Here is a 16079-nt window from a genome sequence, read left to right as displayed (position 1 = left end):
TGGCTTGCTGGATACCCAGCGGCGCATCGAGGTGGAGGCTTGGCTGGCGGAGGATCCGGCCTCGGCCGAACGGGTGAATGCGTATCGCAGCCAGATCGAACAGCTCCACGACCTTTTCGATGGCGTGCTGCGCGAGCCCGCGACGGCGGAGATGGAGGACCTTCACGACCGGCTGTCCGGACGCATGGCCGGGAACGACAACCGGCGGCGCGGCTGGATCCATTCTCCCTTCGCCCGCATGGCGGCGGCCGTCGTCCTGCTGCTGGCCGGGGGCACCGGCGGGTGGATGCTGCGGCCGCCGGCCGAGCCGGTGGCGGTCGAGCAGCAGCCGACCTTGCAGTCGTTCGCCCGGGAGGCGGTGCAGGCCCACACCTTCTACGCATCGGACAACCGCTTCGCCGTCGAGATGGGCGGCGAGGACCGGGGAGCGTTGGACAGCTGGCTGTCGGAACGCCTGGGCAGGCGCATCTTCGGGCCCGATCTGTCGAGCGCCGGCTACCGCCTGATCGGCGGCAGGTCGCTGCCGACGGCAGCGGGCGCCGGCGCGCAGTACATGTACGAGAACGACGCCAAGCGCCGCCTGACGCTGTTCGTCGGCACGCCCAGCAAGGCCGGGCAGGAAGCCGCCTTCAGCTACGTCCAGAAGGGCGACGTGTCGATGTTCTACTGGGTGGAGGGCTCGATCGCCTATGCCCTGATCGGCCGGCTGGAGCGTGAGCAGCTGATGAACATCACGCAGACCGTCTACCGCGAGCTGAAGGGCCGCAACGTACCGCCGCCGCCCGCTCCCGCGCCGCCGCCCGAAGCGGCCAAGCAGCCGCCGCAGCCCGCGGCGCAGCCGGTCGGCGACGTGAAGCGCAAGGACATGTAGGGGATGCCCCGATAACCGCACGGCCCGCCCGCAACCCGCTTGACTGCGGTGATTTGACACAATAGGCTCACGTCCATCGCTCGAGTTGAGCAGGCGAGGCAATAATAAAGAGGGCCGCATCAAGCGGCCCTCGTCCTTTTTGGGGAGGGGGACGACGCGACCATGGCAGACGGTCCGTTTCTGAAGTTCGATACGCTCAGCCTTCATGCCGGGCAGCAGCCCGATCCCGCGACCGGCGCCCGCGCCGTCCCCCTCTACCAGACGACATCCTACGTCTTCCGCGACACCGACCATGCCGCGGCGCTGTTCAACCTGGAGCGCCCGGGGCACATCTACAGCCGGATCTCCAACCCCACCGTGGCGGTGCTGGAGGAGCGGCTGGCCGCCCTGGAAGGCGGCGTCGGCGCCGTCTGCACCGCCAGCGGACAGGCCGCCCTCCATCTGGCGATCGTCACCCTGATGGGAGCCGGCGGCCATATCGTCGCTTCCAAGGCGATCTACGGCGGCAGCCATAACCTGTTCACCCATACCCTGCCCCGCTTCGGCATCACCACCAGCCTCGTCGATCCGCGCGATCCCGGCGCCTTCCGGGCGGCGATCCGGCCGGAGACGCGGCTGGTATTCGCCGAGGTGCTGGGCAATCCCGGTCTGGAGGTCCTCGATCTGCCGGCGGTGGCCGAGGTCGCCCATGCCGCCGGGCTGCCGCTCATGATCGACGGCACCTTCACGACGCCTTACCTGTGCCGGCCGTTCGAGCACGGAGCCGACCTGGTCATGCATTCCGCGACCAAGTGGCTGGGCGGCCACGGCGTCGCGATCGGCGGGGTCCTGGTCGACGGCGGGCGGTTCGACTGGGAGGCGTCCGGCCGTTTCCCGACGCTGACCGAGCCCTATGCAGGGTACCACGGCATCGACTTCGCGGAGGAGTTCGGCCCGGCCGCCTTCGTCATGCGGGCGCGGGCGGAGGGCTTGCGCGACTTCGGCGCCTGCCTGAGCCCGGCCAACGCCTTCCAGATCCTCCAGGGCGTCGAGACGCTGCCGCTGCGCATGCGCGCCCATGTGGAGAACGCGCGCAAGGTCGCCGGCTTCCTTGACGGGGCGGAAGGCGTCGCCTGGGTCCGCCATCCCGACCTGCCCGGCCATCCGGACCACGACCTGGCGCGCCGGCTGCTGCCCAACGGCGCCGGATCGATCGTCACCTTCGGGATCGCCGGCGGGCGGGAAGCGGGGCGGAAGTTCATCGAGGCGCTGCGGCTGTTCTCCCATCTCGCCAATGTGGGCGATGCCAAGTCCCTGGTGATCCACCCCGCCAGCACGACCCACCAGCAGATGGACGCCGCCGCGCTGCACGAGGCCGGGGTCGGCGAGGAGATGATCCGGCTGTCGGTCGGGCTGGAGGATCCGGGCGACCTGATCGGCGACCTCAAGCAGGCGCTGCGCGCCTCGCGGAAGGGGTGAGCCGGGATGGAACTGACAGTCGACGGACACAAGGTCTTCGCCGCGACCGGCGGCCGGGACCTGGACCCTGCCCTTCCCCTGGTGGTGCTGATCCACGGCGCGGGCATGGACCATTCCGTCTGGAGCCTGCAGGCGCGCTATCTCGCCCACCACGGCCGCTCGGTGCTGGCGGTGGACCTGCCGGGCCACGGGCGTTCCGGCGGGGCGGCGCTGGGCAGTATAGAGGAATTGGCGGACTGGACGGCGCGGCTGGTCGAGGCGGCGGGCTTCGAGCAGGCGGGGCTGGCCGGCCACTCCATGGGCGCGCTGGCCGCGCTGGAGACGGCGAACCGCCATCCCGGACGGGTGCGCGCGCTGGCCTTGCTCGGCGTGGCGGAGCGCATGCCGGTCCACCCCGACCTGCTGGCCGCCGCCGCGTCGGAGGACGACCGGGCCTATGCGGGGGCGATCGCGATGGTGATCGGCTGGGGCTTCGGCACCCTGCGCGGCGGCTCGGCGGCCCCGGGCCTGTGGCAGGTCGGGACCGGCATCCAGCTGATGCGCCGGGCGCCGCGCGGCGTGCTCGCCACCGATCTCGCGGCCTGCGACGCGTGGCGCGGCGCGCCCGACGTGCGCTGCCCGACGACGCTGGTCCTGGGCGCCGGCGACCGCATGACCCCGGCCAGGTCCGGAAAAGCGCTGGCGGCGAGGATCGCGGGGTCGAAGACCGTGGTGCTCCAGGGATCCGGCCACATGATGATGGTCGAGGAGCCCGACGCGGTGACCGACGCGCTCCGCGCGTCCCTGTGAGGCTCCGCACGGCTATATGAGGCGCAGGACGGCGACGCCGACGACGCCGGCCGCCATGGCGACCAGGAAATTGCCGGTGGCCCGGGCCAGGACGAGCGTCAGCAGCGCCGCCCCCCATCCGGCCGGGCCGGAATTGAGCACCAGCGGGGCGCACAGGGCGGCGAAGACCGCTCCGGGGATCTGGGCCAGCCAGGCTTCCAGGAAGCGCGACGGCCGCAGCCGCCGGATCAGCCAGAAGCCGCCCGCCCGCGTCGCGTAGGTGGCCAGCCCCATCAGGGCGATGGTGGCGACTCCCTGATACCCGTCCAGGGCTTCAGCGGGCATGGCGCAGCGCCCCCACCAGGCTGCCGGCCAGGGCGCCGCCCAGGATGTACCAGGTGCCGGGAATCGTGCGCTCCATCGCCAGGGCGACCGCGGCGGCGACCAGCCAGGGCAGCAGGTCCCCGCGCCCGCGCCAGAAACCGGCCAGCAGGGCCACGAAGAAGGCCGTCCCCAGGAAGTCGATGCCGTAGCGGTCGAGGTCGGGCAGCATTCCGCCGAACACCCGGCCGGCGAGGGTCCCGGTGTTCCAGAACAGGAAGATCGTCAGGCCGCTGCCCAGCAGGAAGGCGGCATCCCGGCCGCCGTTCCGCATGTCGGCGACGCTGAGCCCCCAGGATTCGTCGGTCAGGAAATACAGGCTGCCATAGGCCCGCGACGGCCGGACATGCTTGAGCCAGGGCGCGAGGGTGGCGCCCATCAGCAGGTGGCGGGCATTGACCACCAGCACGGTCGCCACCAGGGCGCCGACCGGCAGCGGGTCGCCCCACAGCTCCACGGACAGGAACTGCGAGGCGCCGGCGAAGACCAGGGCGCTCATCAGCGAGGTTTCCAAAAGGGTCAGGCCGTTCTGGCCCGCCAGGAAGCCGTAGAACACGCCGAACGCCAGACCGCCCGTCGCGATCGGGAGGGTTCGCAGGGCGCCGGCCGCCAGTCCGGCGCGGGAAAAGGCGACGGGAGGTCCGCCGGGAAACGGCCGGATGTTTTCGGGCATTTGCCGGCTCTCCTCTTGTCATTATCTTTCTGGACAGGAGGGCGGATTGAAGCTTCCGTGGGCGAATAGGTCAATCTTATTGTCGTTTATGCGCCCGTATGCCTGCCATGTGCGGTATCGCCATGCGATCCAGGATGAAGCGGGCCAGCCGGTCCGCCGCGGGCGTCGGGGTTCCGGACCGGGTCACCAGGGCTATGGCGCTGTCGGGCAGGGCCGGATAGCCCTCGTCCGGGGTCAGGACCCGCATGCCGGGCAGGATGGTGCTTCGCGCCAGGGCGGTGACTCCCAGCCCGGCCAGGACGGCGGCCTGCAGGGCCGAGACCGCGGCGCTGGTGCAGCGGATCTCCCACGAGCGGCCGACCTGTCCCAGGGCAGACAACATGAACCGCCGGTAGAGGCACGGCGCCGGCGAGACCGCCAACGGGACCAGCCCGTCCGCTCCGCAGTTCCAGTCGGCCCGCGCCACCCAGTGCAGCGGTTCCCGCCAGACCGTGCGGCCGGGGCTCTCGTCCGGGACGTGCTTGACCAGCACGAGATCGAACAACCCGGCCTCCACGCCGGACTGGAGCACGGCGGAGGCATCCACGGTGATCTCCGTCGTGACGGTGGGAAAGCAGCGGGCGAATTCGCCCAGGATGTCGGACAGGAACTGGGCCGCGAACTCCTCCGCCGTGCCGAGCCGGACCGTGCCGCCGATCGGCGGCGCGACCAGCCGGCCGACCGCCTCGTCGTTGATCGCCAGGATGCGCCGCGCGTAGGTCAGCAGGTGCTCGCCGGCCTCGGTGGGAACGACATACCGGCCGCTGCGGTCGCACAGCCTGGCCCCGATCTGGTCCTCGAGCCGCTTGATCTGGACGCTGACCGCCGACTGGGTCCGGCCCAGGATCTCGCCCGTCCGCGTGAAGCTGCCGGTTTCGGCGACGGTCAGGAAGGCCCTGAGGAGATCGATGTCGAGGGTCGGCGGCGAGGGATCATGACGGGGCGGCATGCTGCGCATTCACCTTATGAATTTTCCCGGCGGCGTCGGCACCTTTACGCTCCGCCAGGAAGGAACGCTTTTCCCAATCGGGAGGTCCAATTGATCGAGAATTTTATGCATCGGCGTTTCGACCTGGAGGGGACGGAGATCGACGCCGCTGTCGGCGGCGAAGGCCCGCCGCTGCTGCTGCTCCACGGATATCCGCAGACCCACGTCACCTGGCACCGCGTCGCGCCCGTCCTGGCCCGGCGCTTCACCGTCGTGGCGCCTGACCTGAGAGGATACGGCGACAGCGCGCCGGCCCGGGACGGAGACTACTCGAAACGGGCCATGGCGTCCGACCAGGTCCGGCTGATGGCCCGGCTGGGCTTCGACCGGTTCGGCGTCGCGGGGCACGACCGGGGCGGCCGGGTCGCCTACCGGCTGGCGCTCGACCACCCCGGCCGCGTCGGCCGGCTGGCGGTCCTGGACATGGTGCCGACGCTGGACATGTGGGAGATGATGGATGCCGGCATGGCGATGTCCGTCTATCACTGGCTGTTCCTGGCGCAGCCCGACGGGCTGCCCGAAAGCCTGATCGGAGCCGATCCCGCCGGCTACCTGATCCGGACCGTGCGGAGCTGGTGCGCCGATCCGGACGTGCCGGAGCCGGCGGCCCTGGCCGAGTATGTCAGGTGCTTCCGGCGGCCGGAGGTGATCCATGCCGCCTGCGAGGACTACCGCGCCGGAGCCGGCGCCGACCGGGAGCACGACGCCGCCGACCGGACCGCCGGGCGGCGGATCGCCTGCCCCGTGCTGGCGCTGTGGGCGCGCGGCGGGACCGATGGCCGGCCCTACGACCCGCTCGCGGTGTGGCGCCGCTGGGCCGACGACGTTTCGGGCCGGGAGATCGGCTGCGGCCATTTCCTCCAGGAGGAGGCGCCCGACGAGGTCGCGCGTGCCCTGCTGGCGTTTTTCGAATAGAAGGGCCGGGCGACGACGCGAAACCAAGGCGAAGAGGTTCGGCACGTGACTGCTGCGATCGAAACCCGGGAGGATTACCGGCATTTCCTGGCCATCCCGACGCGCTGGATGGACAACGACATCTACGGCCACGTCAACAACGTGGTCTATTACTCGTACTTCGACACGGTCATCAACGGCTACCTGATCCGGGAAGGCGGCTTCGACATCCATGCCGCGCCGGTCATCGGCGTGGCGGTCGAGACCATGTGCAAGTTCAGGAAATCGCTGGTGTTTCCCCAGACCGTGGACGCCGGGCTGCGGGTCGGCAAGCTGGGCAATTCCAGCGTGCGGTACGAGGTGGGGCTGTTCGCCGAGGGCGACGGGGAACCGGCGGCGTCGGGCCACTTCGTCCATGTCTTCGTGGAGCGCTCGACCATGCGGCCGGTGCCGATCCCCGACGCCCTGCGGGCCTGCATGGAGCGGCTGCTGGTGGCGTGAGCCGGAATGCAGGACGGCGCCCCGTTTCCGGGGCGCCGCCAGTTCTTGCCTTCGCAGAGGCCTGCCGTCACGCGGCCTGCTGCTGATCGGACTGCTTGTGCTCCAGCACCTGGGACGGAGCGGCCGAAGCGATCTTGATCGTGCGGGGCTTCATCGCCTCCGGGATTTCGCGGACGAGTTCCACGTTCAGGAGACCGTTCGCCAAATTGGCGCCAGTCACCTTGATGTGGTCGGCTAGCTGGAAGCGGCGCTCGAATGCCCGTCCTGCGATACCGCGATAGAGGTATTGGCCGTTTTCCGCGTCATTCTTAGTTTTACCAGTGATCACAAGCAGATTTTCCTGCGAGGTGATCTCCAGATCCTCGGCACCGAAGCCGGCGACCGCCATCGTGATGCGGTAGGCGTCGTCGGACAGCTTCTCGATGTTGTACGGAGGATAGGACAGGGCTGAGTCATCGACCTTGAGCGCGGACTCCAGGACACGGGTCATGCGGTCGAAGCCGACGGAAGAACGGAACAACGGCGACAGATCATAGGTGCGCATTTCATACCCTCCAAAGAGCGATATCAGCGTCGGGGTTCACCACCATGGTCCAACCCCTCCTCTTCGTGGACCGGACCCGGTATCGGCGCCCCGTCCACGCCAGAGGAGATAATCACGCCGATCCGGGGTTCAAGAGGGGATTCGCATCGTTGATTCTGTCGCAGGGCCGGCGCGCGATTGGGGATGCCCCGGGGCGCGTCATTCATTTTTAATCTGTAGCTGGGACCATCGATCATGGGACTTGAGATCCCCGAGACGGGAGACAGAGTGAGCGGCCCGACAGCCTTCTTCAATCGTACATACGACGAGACGATGGCGCTGCTCATCGAGGCGAGGAACTACATCGCCTACAACGAGGCGGCCGACCAGCGCGGGCTGCCGCCCCAGGTCCGGCTTCAGGTCAGCTACGAATCCCTGCGGGTGACCAGCCGCCTGACCCAGGTGATGGCCTGGCTGCTGGCACAGAAGGCAGTGCATGCCGGCGAGCTCACGGCGCAGCAGGTCGCGACCGAGGAATACGCCCTGGCCGGCGGCGACGTCTGCACCGACCCTTCGGGCCCCGACAACCAGGAGCTTCCCGCCGGCCTGCGCAGCCTGCTGGAGCGAAGCTACAAGCTGTACATGCGGGTCGCCCGCCTGGACGAGCAGGTCCGGCGCAACGTCGCCTGAACCGCGGGCTGGTCAGGCCGGCGGCGTGGCCGCGGCCGACATCCGCTCGCGGAAGATCTCCTGCAATCGGACGATGAAGGCGCGCACGGCAGGGTTGGTATTGCGGCTTTCCGGCCAGAGCGCGGTTATGTTGTCCCGCTCGACGGCGAAGTCGGACAGCACCGGAACCAGATCCCCGCGCGCCACGTGGGGCGCCGCCACGAAAGTCGCGGCGATGCCGATCCCGCCTCCCGCCGCGAGCATCGCGACCAGCGCATCGCTCGCATCGACGACGACGCCGGACGGCGGCATGATCTCGATCGTTCTTTTCCCCATCCGGAAAGGCCAGCGAAAAGCCTGGCCCGTGCTCTGGTAGCGGAGATTGACGGTGTCGTGCCCCTCCAGGTCATCCGGATGCAACGGGGTGCCGCGTGCCGCGAGATAGTCCGGCGATGCGAAGGCGCAGAGCCGGTGCGGCGCAAGCCGGCGCGACAGAAGCCGTGAATCGGCGAGTTCCCCGATCCGCACCGCGACGTCGATGCCTTGCTCGACGATATCGACGATCCGGTCGTTCAGCCGCAGATCGATCGTCACCCTGGGATGAAGTCTCCGGAATTCCGGCAGGGCCGGCGCGATCACATGCATGCCGACCGGGAGCGACGCGGAAATCCGCAGGGTGCCCGACGGCTCGGACCGCGCCGCCATCGCGGCCTGCTCGATGGCTTCCGCATCGTGCAGCAGTTTGAGCGCGAGTCGATGCAGTTCGCGTCCCTCCGGCGTGAGCGTCAGCGAGCGGGTCGTGCGGGTGAAGAGAGACACGCCCAGACGCTGCTCGAGCCGCTGCACGCTCTTGCTGACGGCCGAAGGAGAAATGGATAGCGAACGCGCAGCCGCGGTGAAGCTGCCCATCGATCCGGCGCGGGCGAATGCTATCAGGCCGGTCAGCCGTTCCAGTTGGATTTGTTCCGTCATGGCACAATAGAACCGAAGCTTGCCTCGATTATCAATCCCCACTCCGCCGACCACATGGCTGCCCATGGAACGATGCATTCCCTGGAGGTAGTGGTGAGCGATACGATGAAGGCGGTCCGTTTCCATGGGTTCGGCGGCCCCGAGGTGCTGCGGTACGAGACCGCTGCGAGGCCCGAGCCGACGGCCGGCGAGGTGCTCGTCCGCGTTCGCGCGGCCGGTCTCAATCCGCCCGACCTGTACCTGCGGGAAGGTTACAGGATGCTCCCTCCCGAGTGGCAGCCGCCGGTGCGGTTCCCCGCCATCCCGGGGACCGACATCTCCGGCGTGGTCGAGGCCGTCGCCGAGGACATCGTCGGCTTCTCCGTCGGGGATGAAGTCTATTCCATGGTGCGCTTCCCCGGCGGCCTCGCGGGGGACAGCAGTGCCTATGCCGAGTATGTGAGCGTGCCGGCGTCGGAACTCGCACCCAAGCCGGCAAGCATCGATCACGTGCAGGCCGCCGGAGCCCCCATGTCGTTGCTCACGGCATGGCAGTTCCTGGTCGATCCCGGGCACGACGAGCCGAACCCGCTTCAGCCGGACCGGCATGTGCCGGTGCCGCTCGAGAACAGGACCGTTCTCGTGAACGGGGCCGCCGGCGGCGTGGGGCACCTCGCGGTGCAGGTGGCGAAGTGGCGGGGTGCGCGCGTCATCGCCGTGGCGTCGGGCAGGCACGAGGCGCTTCTGCGCGAACTCGGCGCCGACGAGTTCATCGACTACACCCAGACCGCGCCGGAGACCGTCGTCCGCGGCGCCGACCTCGTCATCGACACGGTGGGCGGGCCGAAAGCCGGCCGGTTCCTTCGCACCCTGAAACGGGGCGGCGCGCTGTTCCCGATCTTTCCGCTGGGCTTCTCCGGCGCCGAGGAGGCCGCGAAGCTGGGCGTGACGGTCTCGACCACCCAGGTCCGATCAAGCGGCGCGCAGTTGGACGATGTCGGGCGCCTGCTCGATGACGGCACCCTCCGGGTCGTCATAGACAGCACCTATCCGCTCTCCCAGGCGCGTCAGGCCCACGAGCGGGCCGCGAGGGGCCACGTGCAGGGGAAGATCGTGCTGACCGTCGAGTGACGCGGTTTCCGCGCCTGGCGGGGCCGGCGCGGACATGCGAAAAGGCGCCCGGGTCACGGACGCCTTTTCACGGTGTCGATCTCATGTCAGGCACGGCCCTGCGAAAGCGTGCGGCTAACGGGCTTGACGCCCCTAAGCGGCTTACTTCTTCAGGCCGAAGCTGCCGAAGCGCTTGTTGAACTTCGCGATCTGGCCGCCGGTGTCGAGCAGCTTCTGCACGCCGGTCCAAGCCGGATGCGACTTCGGATCGATGTCCAGGCGCAGCGTGTCGCCAGCCTTGCCCCAGGTGCTCCGGGTCTGGAACGAGCTTCCGTCGGTCATGACGACGTTGATCTCGTGATAGTCCGGATGGATGTCTTTCTTCATGGCCCAAGTCCCCGAAAACGAGCGCGCCTTATAGCGGACCGCTCGCCGGGACGCAAGCGGCATATCGGGAAATCGGGAGTCGGGCGGGCTGATGTGACGCGGGCGGCCCGGCTTGTTGCCCCCGCGACAGCTTGCTATACCAGCAAAGGCCGTTCAAGCTCCGTCATTGCGGGATCCCTCCTGGTGTTTCGAAATAAGAACAATGCTGAGGCCACGTCCGGCCAGGGGCCTGTCCAGCGCCGCGACCTCGGCCCGCTGCGCCAGCTCATCCCGTTCCTGAAACCGTACCGCCTGGCGATCGCCGGCGCCGTCGTGGCGCTGGTCGTCGCGGCCGCCACGGTGCTGGGACTGGGAGCCGGCCTGCGCGCCCTGGTCGACCAGGGTTTCGCCGCCGGGAACGCCGGGCTGCTGGACCAGGCTCTGCTGGTCATGCTGGGCGTCATATTCATCCTGGCGGCCTCCACCTTCGGGCGGTTCTACCTGGTCTCCTGGATCGGCGAGCGGGTCGTCGCCGACCTGCGCCGGGCCGTGTTCGACCACGTGGTCAGGCTGAGCCCCGCCTTCTTCGAATCCACGCGCACGGGCGAGATCCTGTCGCGGCTGACCACCGACACCACCGTGCTCCAGGTCGTGGTCGGATCCACGGTGTCGATCGCGCTGCGCAACCTTCTGCTGCTGGCCGGCGGATCGGTGATGCTGGTGATCACCAGCCCGAAGCTGACCGGCCTCGTCTTCCTGGTCGTGCCGCTGGTGGTGGTCCCGATCGTCGTGTTCGGCCGCCGGGTGCGCAAGCTGTCGCGCGAGAGCCAGGACCGCGTCGCCGATGTCGGCTCCTTCGTGGACGAGACGCTGGGCGCCATCCGCACCGTCCAGGCCTATGGTCACGAGGACGCGGAACGGCGCAACTTCGGCACCCGGGTGGAAGAGGCCTTCGACGTGGCGGTCCGCCGGGTGCGCGTGCGGGCGATCCTGACGGTCATCGTCATCGTCATGGTGTTCGGCGCGATCGGCACCATCCTGTGGGTCGGCGGCCATGACGTGCTGGCCGGCCGCCTGTCCGGCGGCGACCTCTCCGCCTTCGTCTTCTACGCGGTCGTCGTCGCCGGGTCGGTCGGCGCCATCAGCGAGGTGATCGGCGACCTCCAGCGCGCGGCCGGGGCGACCGAGCGGCTGTTCGACCTGATGGCGACCGCGCCGCAGATCACGGCGCCCGCCGATCCGGCCCCGCTGCCGGTACCGGTGAGGGGCGCCGTCGCCTTCGATGCCGTCCGCTTCCATTACCCCTCGCGTCCGGACGACGCGGCGCTCGACGCCTTCAGCCTGTCGGTCGAGCCGGGCGAGACGGTCGCCCTGGTCGGACCGAGCGGCGCCGGCAAGACGACGGTCTTCCAGCTCCTGCTGCGCTTCTACGATCCGCGCGACGGCCGCGTCCTGGTCGACGGCGTCGACGTCAGGACGGCGGACCCGGCCGAGGTTCGCGCCCGGATCGGGCTGGTGCCCCAGGATCCGGTGATCTTCTCCACCAGCGCCCGCGAGAACATCCGCTACGGCCGGCTCGATGCCAGCGACGACGAGGTGCGTGCCGCGGCGGAGGCGGCGCACGCGCTGGACTTCCTGGAGCAGCTGCCGGACGGGCTGGATACCTATCTGGGCGAGCGGGGCGTCAGGCTGTCGGGCGGCCAGCGCCAGCGCGTCGCCATCGCGCGAGCCATCCTGCGCAATCCGCCGATCCTGCTGCTGGACGAGGCGACCTCGGCCCTGGACGCGGAAAGCGAGCGAGTCGTCCAGGCGGCGCTGGAGCGGCTGATGGAGAACCGGACCACCCTGATCATCGCCCACCGCCTTTCGACGGTGCTCAACGCGGATCGCATCGCGGTCATGGATGGCGGACGGCTGGTTGCAACCGGGAGTCATTCCGAACTGATCCGTCAGGGCGGTTTGTACGCGCGCCTCGCGTCGCTCCAGTTCGACCGTCGCGAGGATGACGGGCAATCCCTTGCCTTGCGCGGCGTAGCGGAGTAGGTCTTTGACATGGTTGACACGCGCCCTACCGGTCCGAACACGAACCTTCCCGTCCGCAGCGACACCGGCAGCGGCCGCACGCCGGCCGGCCGGCCGGTCGAGGAGCCGAAAAGCAGGCGGACCCATGCCGGGCGCGTCCCCAGCCTGAAGCAGCTTGCCAGCCTGATGGTGGACGGCATCCTGACATTGCCGTCCTATTACCGCCGAGGCATGTACCTGGATCTGCTGGTCTGATCCCGCGGTCCGGCTTCGGTCGCATCCCGGTCCGACGCCCTTTCCCATTTCCACCTTCCGGCCCCGGCGGCACCCTCCCCCATGCTTTCCCAGAAAGCCAAGTACGCCCTTCGCGCCCTCCTGATGCTGGCGGAGCTGCCGGAGGACGACCTGGTCATGATCGCCGACATCGCCGAACGGGAGAACGTCCCGCGCAAGTTCCTGGAAGCGATCCTGGTGGACCTGCGAAAGCGCGGCCTGCTGGACAGCCGCCGGGGAAAGAACGGCGGCTATCGCCTCGCCCGGCCGGCCGCCGCGATCTCCTTCGGCGAGGTGATCCGGATCGTGGACGGCCCCCTGGCGCCCCTGCCCTGCGCCAGCCGAAGCAGCTTCCGCCCGTGCGAGGACTGCACCGACGCGGAGACCTGCTCGGTCCGCTGGCTGATGCAGCGCGTCCGGGATGCGACGGCGGACATCCTGGACAACTGCTCGCTGGAGGATGGCCTGAAACACCGGCGGGCGACCGGTACCCTGCCGGGCGAGGAGACGGCCGCCGCCACCGCCTGAGGCGTCCGGCGGCGCGGTTTCCCCTTCGTTTCCAAATTCCTCCGGCGCGGAGCTTTCGAGACGGCGCCCGATGCTCCATGTTCAATGCATTCTGAATTTGGGATGCTCCGCGCCACGGCTGGTCGCCTGACCGCCAGCCCTGGCGCGGCGGCATCGGTGCGGGAGTGCAGGTCATGCAGCGGAATCACCAGCGGCCCTCGGTTTTCCGGGCATTCGTGTTCGGACTCGTGCTCGCAGCGGCGCTGGCGTTGCTGCCCGCGGGCGCCGGTGCCGCGGACACGCGGAAGCTCCAGGAGTTCATGGGCAACTATGTCGGCCAGAGCATTTCGCTGGCCGACCAGGGCCTCAACGAGCGCGACCTGGCCGTGACCATCAAGCCCTATGGAAACGACGGCTTCTCGCTGGACTGGACCACGATCACCCGGCGGATCGACGGCAAGACGAAGCAGCAGTCCTATTCGGTCGCCTTCGAGCCGACCCAGCGGGCCGGCATCTTCAGGGCGGCGCAACGGCGCAACATGTTCGGCCACTTCATGCCGCTCGATCCGATGGCGGGCGAGCCCTACCTGTGGGCGCATCTCGGCAACGACACGCTGACGGTCCAGGCCCTGCTGATCACGGAGGACGGCGGCTACGAGATCCAGACCTATGAGCGCACGCTCGCACCCCATGGCCTGGACCTCAAGTTCTCGCGGGTGTCGGACGGCAAGGTCCTGAAGACGATCAGCGGCGTCCTGCGAAGGGTCAAGGACGGCCAGGTCGACCAGGGAAAGTAGACCACGCTCTCAGTCCAGCAGGGTGCTCCTGACGGTGATAAAGCGGGTGATGGTGCCGAGCCAGCCGGGAGCGAGGCCGAAGCCTCGCAGGAACAGGCAGCCGACCACCCGCGATACCCGGCCCTCGGCGTCCGCGAAGGGAAGCAGCAGGCGTTCGCAGGTCACCGGCGCCGCGCCCCGCCGACGCAGTTCGTCGTCGGACCAGGTGACCTGGCCGGTCGCACGGACCTTCTGGCAGTCGGCTTCGAGCCGTTCGCTCCCCGGACCCAGGAGGGCTGCGCCGAGATGGCGGCCGGACAGGTCGACGCCGAAGGCCCGGACGAGGCCGCTGCCGAACCGCGTCAGGCGGGTCCCGGCATCGGTGAACTTGACCTCGAACATGTCCGGCAGCCAGGGAGCCAGTTCCGGCACGATGTCGAGCGACCACACCGGCGGATGATCAGGGTCCCGCTGGTGGCCCAGCCATAGCTCGTACATGCACCAGAGGCGCTGGTCGCCCGGATAGAAGCTGCTGAGATTCCAGGAGAAGCCGTCGTGCATCCCGGCGGTCGCCACAGGGTTGGCGATGGCAGGTTCGCTGTAGAACCGTTCCCACTGAGCCGTGACGGTTTGCGCAATGGACATGAGGGCCTCGCCGGTAGGGGTCCCAGGGATCTTCCTGGCATACCGACGATAAGCAGGAAGCATGCCAATACGGAAAATTCAGGCTAAATCACTTGTTCCAAAGCTGTGACCTCTGAGGTGGGGGAGACGGACCCGGCCGGACGGGTCGGCGGAACGGCAGATTCTGCCGGTGGGAAACTCCTGCCGGAACATGTCGCGGCACGCTGCGTTGCTTTTCCAGCGACCAGGGGCCCCGGATCGCCGTCAGTCTTTCAAAAAGCAACGCGAGCAGGAGAAGAACCATGAGCACGCTTTCGCATTTTGCAGCCGGCGCAATCCTGCTGCTGGCCCTGGCCGGCTGCAGCGACAACATGATGGGCCGCTCCGACCCGCCGGCCACCTCCCCCGCCGGCACTTCGACCAACGGCCTCGGCACCGACCAGGTGGTGTGCCCGCCCGGAAGCCAGCAGCCCGAGTGCCTGCGGCCCCGGACCAATCCCGACGACTGATCGGTCGGCATCACGGGCGAGCATCGGGCCGGGCCCGCGATCAGCGGCGCCCGGCCCGATGCCGCGTCATGAAGGCCGGCGGTTTGCGGGCCACCCATCGGATGAAGCGGGCGATCTCCGGATGCTCCCGAAGCCGTTCGACCGTGTGGTAGTGGTCGCGCAGTTCCTTCTCGCTCAGCACCATGTGGATCTTGGCGTGGCAGATCCTGTGCAGGGCCACCGTCTCGGTTCCCTTGTAGGTACGCGGCACGAGATGGTGGAGGTTCACGCTTGGCCCGGGAACCAGCGGCCGGCCGCAGAGAGGGCAGTCGCCCCCGGCATCATTTCCCCCCGTCACCGAGGCCGGGCGAAGGCGCCATGGGCGCCCCCTCCCCCAGCGCGGGCGGGACAGGCTATTGCGCCGTCCACCCGCCGTCCATCGACAGGGAGGTGCCCGTCATGTTGGCGGCGGCGTCGGAACACAGGAACACCGCGAGTTCGCCCAGCTGCTCCGGGGTCACGAACCGTTTGGACGGCTGCTTCTCCCCCAGGAGGTCGCGCGCCGCCTCCTCGCCGGTCAGGCCCTTGCGCTCGGCCAGGGCGTCGATCTGCTTCTGGACCAGCGGGGTCAGTACCCAACCCGGGCAGATCGAGTTGGAGGTGATGCCGGTCTCCGCGTTCTCCAGCGCGATTACCTTGCTCAGCCCGATGACGCCGTGCTTGGCGGCGACATAGGCCGACTTGTTGACGCTGGCGACCAGACCGTGGGCCGACGCGATGTTGATGATGCGGCCCCAGCCGCGCTGCTTCATCTGCGGCAGGGCGTAGTGGGCACCGTAGAAGACCGCGGACAGGTTGATCGCGATGACGGCCTCCCAGCGCTCGGCGGGAAACTCCTCCACCGGGGCGGTGAACTGGATGCCGGCATTGTTGACCAGGATGTCGACCTTGCCGAGTTCGGCGGTGGCATGGTCGATCAGCCCCTTGATCTGGTCCGGCTTGCTCATGTCGGCGCCGTCATAGCCGACCTTGACGCCGAACCGGTCGGCGATGCCCTTCGTCAGGGAGGCGATGGCGTCGGCATCGCCGAAGCCGTTCAGCATCACGTCGGCTCCCTTGGCCGCCAGGGCCTCGGCGATGCCGAGGCCGATGCCGCTGGTGGAACCGGTGACGACGGCGGTCTTGCCTTTAAGCATT

General features: G+C 68.9%; 21 protein-coding genes. 12 read left to right on the top strand and 9 right to left on the bottom strand.

All coding sequences use genetic code 11. The features are described from left to right. Nucleotides 1-4 precede the first annotated feature (4 nt). The 3 genes from IGS68_RS07160 to IGS68_RS07150 all read left to right on the top strand — a co-directional run bounded on the left by IGS68_RS07160 (nt 5) and on the right by IGS68_RS07150 (nt 3118). Entirely contained in the window at nt 5-871 is an 867-nt protein-coding gene (locus tag IGS68_RS07160; RefSeq protein WP_247881215.1) for an anti-sigma factor family protein, read from the top strand. Between the two features lie 162 nt (nt 872-1033). Then, a complete protein-coding gene (locus IGS68_RS07155; protein ID WP_201078444.1) occupies nt 1034-2329 on the top strand; it encodes an O-acetylhomoserine aminocarboxypropyltransferase in 1296 nt (431 codons plus the stop codon). A gap of 6 nt (nt 2330-2335) precedes the next feature. Beyond that, a complete protein-coding gene (locus IGS68_RS07150) occupies nt 2336-3118 on the top strand; it encodes an alpha/beta fold hydrolase (protein WP_201078442.1) in 783 nt (260 codons plus the stop codon). A gap of 12 nt (nt 3119-3130) precedes the next feature. On the opposite strand, the gene IGS68_RS07145 is transcribed toward IGS68_RS07150, so the two are convergent. The 3 genes from IGS68_RS07145 to IGS68_RS07135 all read right to left on the bottom strand — a co-directional run bounded on the left by IGS68_RS07145 (nt 3131) and on the right by IGS68_RS07135 (nt 5139). Then, nucleotides 3131-3442: an AzlD family protein gene (locus tag IGS68_RS07145; protein ID WP_201078440.1), complete on the bottom strand. Its 312-nt coding sequence runs from the start codon at nt 3440-3442 to the stop codon at nt 3131-3133. Then, nucleotides 3432-4151, bottom strand: coding sequence for an AzlC family ABC transporter permease (locus tag IGS68_RS07140; RefSeq protein WP_201078438.1), 720 nt, complete (start codon nt 4149-4151; stop codon nt 3432-3434). The genes IGS68_RS07145 and IGS68_RS07140 overlap by 11 nt, the downstream gene beginning before the upstream one ends. A gap of 76 nt (nt 4152-4227) precedes the next feature. Beyond that, a complete protein-coding gene (locus IGS68_RS07135) occupies nt 4228-5139 on the bottom strand; it encodes a LysR substrate-binding domain-containing protein (protein WP_201078436.1) in 912 nt (303 codons plus the stop codon). A 90-nt stretch (nt 5140-5229) separates the two neighbouring features. Between IGS68_RS07135 and IGS68_RS07130 the strand changes: the two genes are divergently transcribed. Beyond that, the gene (locus IGS68_RS07130; protein ID WP_247881214.1) at nt 5230-6093 is read left to right on the top strand and encodes an alpha/beta fold hydrolase; all 864 of its coding nucleotides are present in this window, start codon (nt 5230-5232) and stop codon (nt 6091-6093) included. A gap of 45 nt (nt 6094-6138) precedes the next feature. Further along, nucleotides 6139-6573, top strand: coding sequence for an acyl-CoA thioesterase (locus IGS68_RS07125; RefSeq protein WP_201078434.1), 435 nt, complete (start codon nt 6139-6141; stop codon nt 6571-6573). 67 nt (nt 6574-6640) lie between these two features. Here the strand turns inward: IGS68_RS07125 and IGS68_RS07120 are convergent, their stop codons facing one another. After that, complete coding sequence (locus IGS68_RS07120) at nt 6641-7117, bottom strand: Hsp20 family protein (protein WP_201078433.1); 477 nt, start codon at nt 7115-7117, stop codon at nt 6641-6643. Nucleotides 7118-7384: 267 nt separating this feature from the next. Here IGS68_RS07120 and IGS68_RS07115 point away from each other — a divergent pair, with 267 nt between their 5' ends. Continuing rightward, nucleotides 7385-7786 carry a DUF1465 family protein gene (locus IGS68_RS07115; protein ID WP_201078431.1) on the top strand — a complete coding sequence of 134 codons (402 nt, stop codon included), beginning with the start codon at nt 7385-7387 and terminating at the stop codon, nt 7784-7786. A gap of 12 nt (nt 7787-7798) precedes the next feature. Here the strand turns inward: IGS68_RS07115 and IGS68_RS07110 are convergent, their stop codons facing one another. Next, nucleotides 7799-8803: a LysR family transcriptional regulator gene (locus tag IGS68_RS07110; RefSeq protein ID WP_247881213.1), complete on the bottom strand. Its 1005-nt coding sequence runs from the start codon at nt 8801-8803 to the stop codon at nt 7799-7801. Between the two features lie 27 nt (nt 8804-8830). Between IGS68_RS07110 and IGS68_RS07105 the strand changes: the two genes are divergently transcribed. Then, on the top strand, nt 8831-9847 hold the full coding sequence (locus IGS68_RS07105; protein ID WP_247881212.1) for an NADP-dependent oxidoreductase: 1017 nt from the start codon (nt 8831-8833) through the stop codon (nt 9845-9847). Nucleotides 9848-9988: 141 nt separating this feature from the next. On the opposite strand, the gene rpmE is transcribed toward IGS68_RS07105, so the two are convergent. Then, entirely contained in the window at nt 9989-10213 is a 225-nt protein-coding gene (gene rpmE / locus IGS68_RS07100; RefSeq protein ID WP_037457659.1) for a 50S ribosomal protein L31, read from the bottom strand. A 183-nt stretch (nt 10214-10396) separates the two neighbouring features. Between rpmE and IGS68_RS07095 the strand changes: the two genes are divergently transcribed. From IGS68_RS07095 to IGS68_RS07080, 4 genes are all read left to right on the top strand, one after another. Then, on the top strand, nt 10397-12235 hold the full coding sequence (locus IGS68_RS07095) for an ABC transporter transmembrane domain-containing protein (protein WP_371821886.1): 1839 nt from the start codon (nt 10397-10399) through the stop codon (nt 12233-12235). A 9-nt stretch (nt 12236-12244) separates the two neighbouring features. Then, nucleotides 12245-12469 carry a hypothetical protein gene (locus tag IGS68_RS07090; RefSeq protein ID WP_201078427.1) on the top strand — a complete coding sequence of 75 codons (225 nt, stop codon included), beginning with the start codon at nt 12245-12247 and terminating at the stop codon, nt 12467-12469. A gap of 81 nt (nt 12470-12550) precedes the next feature. Next, complete coding sequence (locus tag IGS68_RS07085) at nt 12551-13015, top strand: RrF2 family transcriptional regulator (RefSeq protein WP_201078425.1); 465 nt, start codon at nt 12551-12553, stop codon at nt 13013-13015. Nucleotides 13016-13188: 173 nt separating this feature from the next. Continuing rightward, a complete protein-coding gene (locus IGS68_RS07080; RefSeq protein ID WP_201078423.1) occupies nt 13189-13791 on the top strand; it encodes a hypothetical protein in 603 nt (200 codons plus the stop codon). 9 nt (nt 13792-13800) lie between these two features. Here IGS68_RS07080 and IGS68_RS07075 read toward each other — a convergent pair whose 3' ends face one another. Further along, nucleotides 13801-14415, bottom strand: a complete 615-nt coding sequence (locus IGS68_RS07075) for a PAS domain-containing protein (protein WP_201078421.1) — start codon at nt 14413-14415, stop codon at nt 13801-13803. Between the two features lie 281 nt (nt 14416-14696). Between IGS68_RS07075 and IGS68_RS07070 the strand changes: the two genes are divergently transcribed. Then, nucleotides 14697-14903 carry a hypothetical protein gene (locus tag IGS68_RS07070; protein WP_201078419.1) on the top strand — a complete coding sequence of 69 codons (207 nt, stop codon included), beginning with the start codon at nt 14697-14699 and terminating at the stop codon, nt 14901-14903. Between the two features lie 40 nt (nt 14904-14943). On the opposite strand, the gene IGS68_RS07065 is transcribed toward IGS68_RS07070, so the two are convergent. Together IGS68_RS07065 and IGS68_RS07060 are read right to left on the bottom strand one after the other, a co-directional pair. Beyond that, the gene (locus IGS68_RS07065; protein ID WP_247881211.1) at nt 14944-15171 is read right to left on the bottom strand and encodes an HNH endonuclease; all 228 of its coding nucleotides are present in this window, start codon (nt 15169-15171) and stop codon (nt 14944-14946) included. Between the two features lie 124 nt (nt 15172-15295). Next, nucleotides 15296-16078 (bottom strand): 3-hydroxybutyrate dehydrogenase, encoded by a 783-nt coding sequence (locus IGS68_RS07060; protein ID WP_201078417.1) that lies wholly within the window; start codon nt 16076-16078, stop codon nt 15296-15298. Between the last annotated feature and the right edge of the window lies 1 nt (nt 16079).

It is taken from the genome of Skermanella sp. TT6 (assembly GCF_016653635.2).
Taxonomy (GTDB): Bacteria; Pseudomonadota; Alphaproteobacteria; order Azospirillales; family Azospirillaceae; genus Skermanella; species Skermanella cutis.
The sequence above is the reverse complement of the archived record's forward strand: the minus strand, read 5'-3'. Positions and strand labels throughout refer to the sequence as shown.

What these genes read in the sequence shown, in the direction of transcription:
- rpmE (WP_037457659.1), bottom strand. Translation starts at nt 10,213, where the DNA reads ATGAAGAAAGACATCCATCCGGACTATCACGAGATCAACGTCGTCATG.
- IGS68_RS07150 (WP_201078442.1), top strand. Translation starts at nt 2,336, where the DNA reads ATGGAACTGACAGTCGACGGACACAAGGTCTTCGCCGCGACCGGCGGC.
- IGS68_RS07135 (WP_201078436.1), bottom strand. Translation starts at nt 5,139, where the DNA reads ATGCCGCCCCGTCATGATCCCTCGCCGCCGACCCTCGACATCGATCTC.
- IGS68_RS07085 (WP_201078425.1), top strand. Translation starts at nt 12,551, where the DNA reads ATGCTTTCCCAGAAAGCCAAGTACGCCCTTCGCGCCCTCCTGATGCTG.
- IGS68_RS07145 (WP_201078440.1), bottom strand. Translation starts at nt 3,442, where the DNA reads ATGCCCGCTGAAGCCCTGGACGGGTATCAGGGAGTCGCCACCATCGCC.
- IGS68_RS07155 (WP_201078444.1), top strand. Translation starts at nt 1,034, where the DNA reads ATGGCAGACGGTCCGTTTCTGAAGTTCGATACGCTCAGCCTTCATGCC.
- IGS68_RS07140 (WP_201078438.1), bottom strand. Translation starts at nt 4,151, where the DNA reads ATGCCCGAAAACATCCGGCCGTTTCCCGGCGGACCTCCCGTCGCCTTT.
- IGS68_RS07090 (WP_201078427.1), top strand. Translation starts at nt 12,245, where the DNA reads ATGGTTGACACGCGCCCTACCGGTCCGAACACGAACCTTCCCGTCCGC.
- IGS68_RS07075 (WP_201078421.1), bottom strand. Translation starts at nt 14,415, where the DNA reads ATGTCCATTGCGCAAACCGTCACGGCTCAGTGGGAACGGTTCTACAGC.
- IGS68_RS07060 (WP_201078417.1), bottom strand. Translation starts at nt 16,078, where the DNA reads ATGCTTAAAGGCAAGACCGCCGTCGTCACCGGTTCCACCAGCGGCATC.
- IGS68_RS07070 (WP_201078419.1), top strand. Translation starts at nt 14,697, where the DNA reads ATGAGCACGCTTTCGCATTTTGCAGCCGGCGCAATCCTGCTGCTGGCC.
- IGS68_RS07080 (WP_201078423.1), top strand. Translation starts at nt 13,189, where the DNA reads ATGCAGCGGAATCACCAGCGGCCCTCGGTTTTCCGGGCATTCGTGTTC.
- IGS68_RS07110 (WP_247881213.1), bottom strand. Translation starts at nt 8,803, where the DNA reads ATGGGCAGCCATGTGGTCGGCGGAGTGGGGATTGATAATCGAGGCAAG.
- IGS68_RS07120 (WP_201078433.1), bottom strand. Translation starts at nt 7,117, where the DNA reads ATGCGCACCTATGATCTGTCGCCGTTGTTCCGTTCTTCCGTCGGCTTC.